Source organism: Gaoshiqia sediminis, from assembly GCF_025907915.1.
In the GTDB taxonomy this organism is placed as follows: Bacteria; Bacteroidota; Bacteroidia; order Bacteroidales; family Prolixibacteraceae; genus Gaoshiqia; species Gaoshiqia sediminis.
This window is the reverse complement of sequence record NZ_JAPAAF010000108.1, coordinates 1-632: the sequence shown is the minus strand read 5'-3', so window position 1 is coordinate 632 and position 632 is coordinate 1. Positions and strand designations below refer to the sequence as shown.

General features: G+C 44.5%; 1 protein-coding gene. It reads left to right on the top strand.

Going from position 1 to position 632, the window contains the following annotated elements; translation table 11 throughout:
• Nucleotides 1–158: 158 nt before the first annotated feature.
• A complete protein-coding gene (locus N2K84_RS20195; RefSeq protein ID WP_282593643.1) occupies nucleotides 159–398 on the top strand; it encodes a hypothetical protein in 240 nt (79 codons plus the stop codon).
• The last annotated feature ends 234 nt before the right edge of the window (nucleotides 399–632 follow it).

The window sequence follows — 632 nt, the reverse complement described above, 5'->3', positions numbered from 1 at the left end:
ATACGATACAACTTGCAGTTTTTACTTTTCAGAACTCCCCAGATATATCTGTAAAGTGGATCATTTCCTGAATTGTATAGAACTTTCTCACTATTCTTTGTGTGAAAAGTGAGGTGATATAAAATTTGGCGGTAACTAGACATGGTATTCTTTTTTTTTTGAGAAGTTATGAAACTTTTGCGATAAAATCGATTGAAAAAATCAATAGTTCAACCCGCTTCGGGGTTGAGGAGAGTGGTTGTTTGTCGTATTCCCCCAATTGGATTGGGGGTGATGAATGGTTCGATCACTTCGTGATCGGGGTGCTTCGGTTGAAGTTGGCTTTTCTAGTCGTACTGATTACTCCGAAGGAGTGGAATTGGATTTTAGGGCTAAAAGTTGCTTCCGTTTTGCAGTAACGCGTATGGTCACGACATGTCGTGACCGTCCGGCTGCCAAAGAACAGGCGCGTTCGTTTAATTTGGGGTTGGGGTCACGTCCCATCATCTCTTTTTTTGTCGGAAGGCTTTCCGGGTGCCGCGATATCCGGTTAGTTCAACCCGCTTCGGGGTTGAGGAGAGTGGTTGGTTGTCGTATTCCCCCAATTGGATTGGGGGTGATGAATGGTTGGATCACTTCGTGATCGGGTGCTT